6 protein-coding genes are annotated in these 5,921 nt (G+C 48.6%); all 6 read left to right on the top strand.

Going from position 1 to position 5,921, the window contains the following annotated elements:
- Positions 1 to 62 precede the first annotated feature (62 nt).
- On the top strand, positions 63 to 479 hold the full coding sequence (locus F4Y39_08290) for a helix-turn-helix transcriptional regulator (GenBank protein MYC13710.1): 417 nt from the start codon (positions 63 to 65) through the stop codon (positions 477 to 479).
- 30 nt (positions 480 to 509) lie between these two features.
- Positions 510 to 3,056 (top strand): glycosyltransferase, encoded by a 2,547-nt coding sequence (locus F4Y39_08285; GenBank protein ID MYC13709.1) that lies wholly within the window; start codon positions 510 to 512, stop codon positions 3,054 to 3,056.
- Complete coding sequence (locus F4Y39_08280; GenBank protein ID MYC13708.1) at positions 3,053 to 4,468, top strand: glycosyltransferase family 4 protein; 1,416 nt, start codon at positions 3,053 to 3,055, stop codon at positions 4,466 to 4,468. Before F4Y39_08285 ends, F4Y39_08280 begins: the two co-directional genes overlap by 4 nt.
- Before the next feature lie 61 nt (positions 4,469 to 4,529).
- Entirely contained in the window at positions 4,530 to 4,754 is a 225-nt protein-coding gene (locus F4Y39_08275) for a hypothetical protein (protein ID MYC13707.1), read from the top strand.
- A 94-nt stretch (positions 4,755 to 4,848) separates the two neighbouring features.
- Positions 4,849 to 5,067, top strand: coding sequence for a hypothetical protein (locus F4Y39_08270; protein MYC13706.1), 219 nt, complete (start codon positions 4,849 to 4,851; stop codon positions 5,065 to 5,067).
- A 107-nt stretch (positions 5,068 to 5,174) separates the two neighbouring features.
- Entirely contained in the window at positions 5,175 to 5,519 is a 345-nt protein-coding gene (locus F4Y39_08265) for a class IIb bacteriocin, lactobin A/cerein 7B family (GenBank protein MYC13705.1), read from the top strand.
- The last annotated feature ends 402 nt before the right edge of the window (positions 5,520 to 5,921 follow it).

Genomic DNA, 5,921 nt, shown 5'->3' with positions numbered 1-5,921 from the left:
TTATTATTTTAGGAATTCACCATTGGCACACATGTTGCACATATCTGTTTAAGCAGTGAAATATCTGTCTGAATAGTGTAGTTGAAAGGAGCAAGTTTTTGACTGAGGTCAAAACCCATATCCCATCAGATTCGAGTTGGAAAATTGCGTTTGAAGCATTTTTGGAGGCGCATTACAGCAACCCGGACCTCAAATTTAGTGATCTCGTGGACCATTTCAAACTTTCCAGAACACATCTGAGCGCCTTGTTCAAAAAGCATGTTGGCAAGCCTTTCCGAGAAAAATTGAGAGAGATCAGAATTGCCCATGCAAAGCACTTAATAAGCGAACAATCCCTGTTGACCTATGAAGTTGCAAGCATGTGTGGATTTCATTCCTCAAAGTATTTTTGTCAGGTGTTTATGAAGGTAAATGACATGTCTCTTACTGCTTACCGCGCAAAAGTGAGATGCGAAAGCATTCTTGAAAAAAATTCATAAAAGAATAGGTCTTAAAAGTATTGGAAAGACATGAGACAATTTGAAAATCCTATGCCGATAAAGATTTTACATATTCTGGATGTTTCGCTGCCACACCGACAAAGCGGCTACAGTTTGCGAAGCCAGTATATCATCAATACGCAGAAAGCACTTGGCTTTGATCCTGTGGTGCTCACGCGGTGGGGTGTGTCTGGACAACTTGTCGATGGTGTCGAATATATCAATGACGTGCCTTATTTGAGAAATACTTCTGAAGAATACGCGATACGGCTGGGCGAACGCCTGGGCAAAACAGATACCCCACAAATTTATCATACAGGGCAGGAGCTACACTTTCGCAAGCGCGTTGCGCGGGCTGTTGAGACAGAAAAACCCGATGTGTTGCACGCGGCGTCACCGGGTAGAAATGCACAGGTTGCGATTGATATAGGACATCATTGTGGTCTGTCTGTGGTGTACGAGGTGCGGGGCTTGTGGCACGATAGCGGTGTGGCGCAGGGTATGCTGGCTTCCGATTCAGAGGCGTATCGCCAGCAACACGCGCAACATGTCAATGCGATGCAACGAGCCGATGCAGTGGTGACGCTGTCCGAGGTGTTGAAAGCAGAATGCATACGCGAGGGGGTTGACGAAGAGAAAATTGGCGTAGTGCCCAATGGTGTGGCGGTTGAGCAATATGCACCCAAAAATCGGTCAGGCGAACTTGCCAATGATCTGGGGATTGAACCGGAAGATGTGGTGTTGGGCTATATCGGTCTGGTGCGGTCACTGGAGGGATTGCGGTTGTTGTTGCAGGCGTGTGAGGTTCTTCGCGGGCAGTATGCCAATCTCAAAGTGTTGATTGTGGGGGGTGGACGAGACTTGCCAGCATTGCAGCGCGAAGCACAGGAACGCGGTCTGGCGGATGTGGTGATTTTTACGGGTGAAATACCGCACGACCAAATTGCTGCCTATTACGCGATGTTAGATGTTTTTGTTATTCCGCGTACGCGTAGCCGCGTTACCGAACTGGTCACGCCGATGAAGCCTTATGAGGCAATGGCGATGGAAAAAGCCGTTGTCGTCAGTGATGTGGCCGCACTCAAGGAGGTGGTTATAGATGGTGAAACTGGGCGCGTTTTTGTGGCAGATAATGTCGAGAGTCTTACGCAGACATGTGCCGAACTCATTGAGAATCCCGCGTTGCGGATGCAACTGGGACAAAGGGGCAGCGAATGGGTGCGGTCAGAGCGCACATGGAGGCAGGTTGTGGAACGCTATCGCGGGATCTATGAGGCCGCGATAGCCGTTTGCCCTGCCCGTATGGAATGTATTAATCAACAAGCAAAAACCCGCACACGCGTTGCATTTTACAGCCAGCACCTCATTGGCGTTGGGCACCATTTCCGCAATCGACAGATTGTCAATGAACTGGTCAAAACATGCAATGTGTTTTTCATCGATGGCGGACGACCAATTCCCGAGGCTGACCTTGATGAACGGGTGGTGCGTATTCCCCTGCCGCCCCTTCGCACGGGCACACAGGGCATTGAGTCTGTTGATAAGGAACGCGATTTGCAGGCTGTGATGCGCGAGCGTCAGGCCAGGCTTTCCGAAGCGATGGAACAGATTCGCCCCGATGTGTTTTGTGTTGAGTTTTTTCCTTTTTCCCGGTGGTCTCTCAAGAGCGAGATCCTCAATACAATAGCCAGACTCAATGAGATCAATCCCGGTGCGAAGGTGCTGTGTTCACTGCGCGATATTCCAACGCGGGCAAAAAGCAATGTGTTGCAACCGGCTGTCACACCTGTCCAGAGACGCGATGGGGACGCGATGCGGTTTTATTCGGTGCCTTTTGGTGGGATACATCACGAGTATTTGGTTTTTAATCGGCGGTATTACGAGGAGGTTGTGCCCGTGTTGAATCAGTATTTCGATGCGGTACTGGTGCATGGCGATTCCAAATTGTCCCGGTTGGAAGATCACTTTCCCTGGACTGCTGATATCGGTATTCCCGTGGTTTATACGGGGTTTGTTTCTGAGAAACTCGAAAACGCATCTCGGCCTGGTGGTGCGCCTGATCGGTATGTGCTGGTCAGTGCTGGCGGTGGGGCTGAGGGACTTGCGCTTGTTGCGCCGTGTATTGAAGCGTGGAAACAATTGGAGCGAGACGCTGCGCACGATGGGCGCGAGATGGTGATTTTCGCTGGTGCGTTTATAGATGAAAAGCATTTTGAGGCTTTGTGCGGGTTGTGCGGTGATGGTCCGTTTCGCATTGAACGCTTTACGTCCAATTTTTTGGCCTATATGAAACACGCGGATTTATCGATTAGCCGGGCGGGATACAATACCTGTATGAATGTGCTTGAGACACAAGTGCCATCGATTCTGGTGCCGAGCATTGCGATGGATGATCAGGAATTTCGCGCACAGCAGTTGATGGAGTTGGGTATTGCAGGGGTGATACATCCCGATCAAATAGGTGCGGGAAAGATGGCAAAAGCTATTGGCGCAATGCTCGGACGTTCTGTGTCCGAACACGATCTATCCTTGGGTGGTGCCGAGCAAACGCGAGAATTTATAGAATCGCTGAAATGAGGCAAAAAATGAAACTTTACGTACCACACCCATATCGCGATCCCGAAAAAGTAGTTCAATCCAGCAGCGGGGCATCCCTATCAGGATTTAACCATGTGCAGGCGTTATCGAAGTATTGCGATGTGTATATGCCAGCGTCTGACGCTGTGGATTATGGTCCGAATTTGCACGGTATTCGACCAGCTTATGAGACGATTGATGCGTCTCGCCAGTGGTTTGTGCGGCAGGATTTTGATGGTGTGTTGATGTTTGAGCCCAAAGCAGATGACCTGGCATTTTTTCGCCATGTGTGTCCCGCACCCATTTTGATTCGGCTGTCGTGTTCTTTTGGACGCAATCGCGACTTTATAGACAAGGTGCTTCAATGTTATTCGCTGTTGCGGCCTTATGATGCCCTGTCGCCCAAGTCGGCATACACCGCTGACGAAGTGGGCAAGATAGTGTTTGACCGATCGTATTTACATGCGATTACCAATGGGGTAGATGCCGAGGTGTTTGTGCCAATGGATAAGTTGCAAGCGCGCAAAGAGATAGTAGATAAGACGGGTGATCAACGTTTTCTGGAGATGCCAGTGGTTGGTTTTTGCGGGCGGTTTGAGCCGGGCAAGGGGGCCTATCCGTTTTTGCGCATGGCCGATCTGAATCCCAACGTGTTGTTTGCGGTGATTGGCAAGCAGTTCGCACCTGTGACACATGCGCCCAATGTGATTTTTTTGGGCGCGCAACCCTATACGGATATGCCGCTGTATTACAATATGCTCGATGTGTTGTGCGCGTTGTCGGTGTATTCGTATGAGTCGTGTCCCTCCACTGTGATAGAGGGCATGGCGTGTGGTCTTCCGGTTGTGGCGACCAATTTTGCGGGTGCGCCAGAGTTGTTGGGCAGTTGTGGACGGTTGATTGAGATTGAGCGGTTTGAAGATGAGCCATTGAATGTGACGGGTTATATCGCTCCTGAGGTGATTTCAGATGCTGTGCGCGATTTGTTGAATAGCAAGACGGAGCGGGAGAAATTAGGAGAGCGTGCTCGCAAACGCGCACTGAATTTTTCCTGGGATTGTATGGCGCAGCAGCATATGACACTGTTTGAAAATTTGCGGATCAAACGCGATGCCCCCGCCTGCCCGATACCAATAACTGTGAGTTTTACACAGGGTTGTGATGCATCCGGTGTGCCGAAAAGTATGTCTAAAGGATTTAACTATTTGGGAAGCGTGCAAGGTCCGTTGCCGCGCATTTCGTTTTTGGGGCAAGATATGTCCCTTATTGAAGGCCTGGGCCTTCACTTGATGCAATATTTACATCCAAACGAAGTCGAAGCCGCCCTGTTGGGCTTATGCAGTGATCGCGACACGGCATACAAAATGCTTCGCAAAGTCCGACACTTCAGCGATATGCTCACGGCCCCCTGACAGGTGCCACAGGGATGCTATCTGTGCTTCGCTGAGATATTGAAGAAGGGAGGTGAGAGAAATGACAGAACGCATTACGTCAATGCCAGCACAAGATTCTGTGACCTGTGTTCAACTTCCTGGTCGAGAGATGGAACTGATGCGTAGCGAAATGGCGAATACATCAGGGGGATGCATTTTGCCAGAAGGAGATCCAGCGGAGCTCCTTGAAGATATTATTGATTATATCGAAGATACAGTGGATGATATCTACGATACGGTGAGTGAATGGTGGGCTTCCTGGTAGTATTACGTCACGTCCCATAAAATGCTTAAACGCTTCGTAAAATCCGACATTTCAGCGATTTGCGCTAAGGCAGTGAAGAAAGGAGGTGAAAGTAATGACGAGACGAATTGTATCAAATCCCGAGCAATTGGGCGCAGGTGTGACCCATCTGCCGATTAAAACGAGTGATTTGGATAGGCTTGAAATTGCTCGGATCTCTGGTGCCGATGGATGTTTCCCGGTCCCTGAGGATGATACCAGTGAGGATTTTGACCCGACGCTGGACGATATTTTGGACGATATTTTGGACGATATCTTTAACCCTTTCCCCTGACCAATATAGTTCAGAATCCGGTAAGTATTTGGCAAAGTGAATATATTGACCAGTTTAGGTGGAAATTTTTGTTATAAATTCTGCTTCATTTGTTTTAGGAGAATATCATGACTCAAACGTTGGTAAATCGAATGACGACCAATCCCAGTCAAGCTTTTGCTGCATGTCCGGCTCTATCTATCAACCATGAAGATTTGGATAGACAGACCATGACTGAGGTATCAGGAGGAGTACCTCCTATCGTTGTCGCAATCGCGGTAGGAGCAGCCGCTGGAGCAATCGGTGGAGTAGTTGCTGTAGTAGTGACAAATCCTCAACAAGCGGTTGAAGCAGCTGATTGGTATGGAGACAGAGTTTCTGAAGGTTACGATGCCGTCGAGGGGTTCGTTGAGGACGTCGTGGATGACTTTGTCGAAGGCCTGGTAAATATAAGCGTCGGAGACGGTTGGTAAGCCAAATTGGAATGCAGCCTAGTGCATCGTGGCGTAAGTCATGCCCCATATAGACAGGAACAGCAAAACCTTCTGGATTGCGGCTAAAACCGTGCCGAAATGACAATCTCAAGTAAGATTGATATGGGTAGTCTCTTTTGCCGCGATATACTAGGCCGCTGCTACCGTACAGAATCACTACGGCATTATGTTTTGACAGTATCTCGCGCTCAATGTGCAACTGCTTGTTCTCGCGTCGAAGACGACGCAACTCTTTTTGATTTTTTCCCCATTTTGCTTATTTTGAAGTGCCACTGTTTGTGCTTCCCCACGTTACAATCAGAAATTTTGAGGATAATATGCTATTGAATACGGAAATTTGTCAAGAACAAAGGTTTCATAAGGTCTATATAATAAATAAAG

The organism is Gemmatimonadota bacterium (assembly GCA_009838845.1).
In the GTDB taxonomy this organism is placed as follows: domain Bacteria; phylum Latescibacterota; class UBA2968; order UBA2968; family UBA2968; genus VXRD01.
This window is presented reverse-complemented; position numbering and strand designations above follow the sequence as displayed.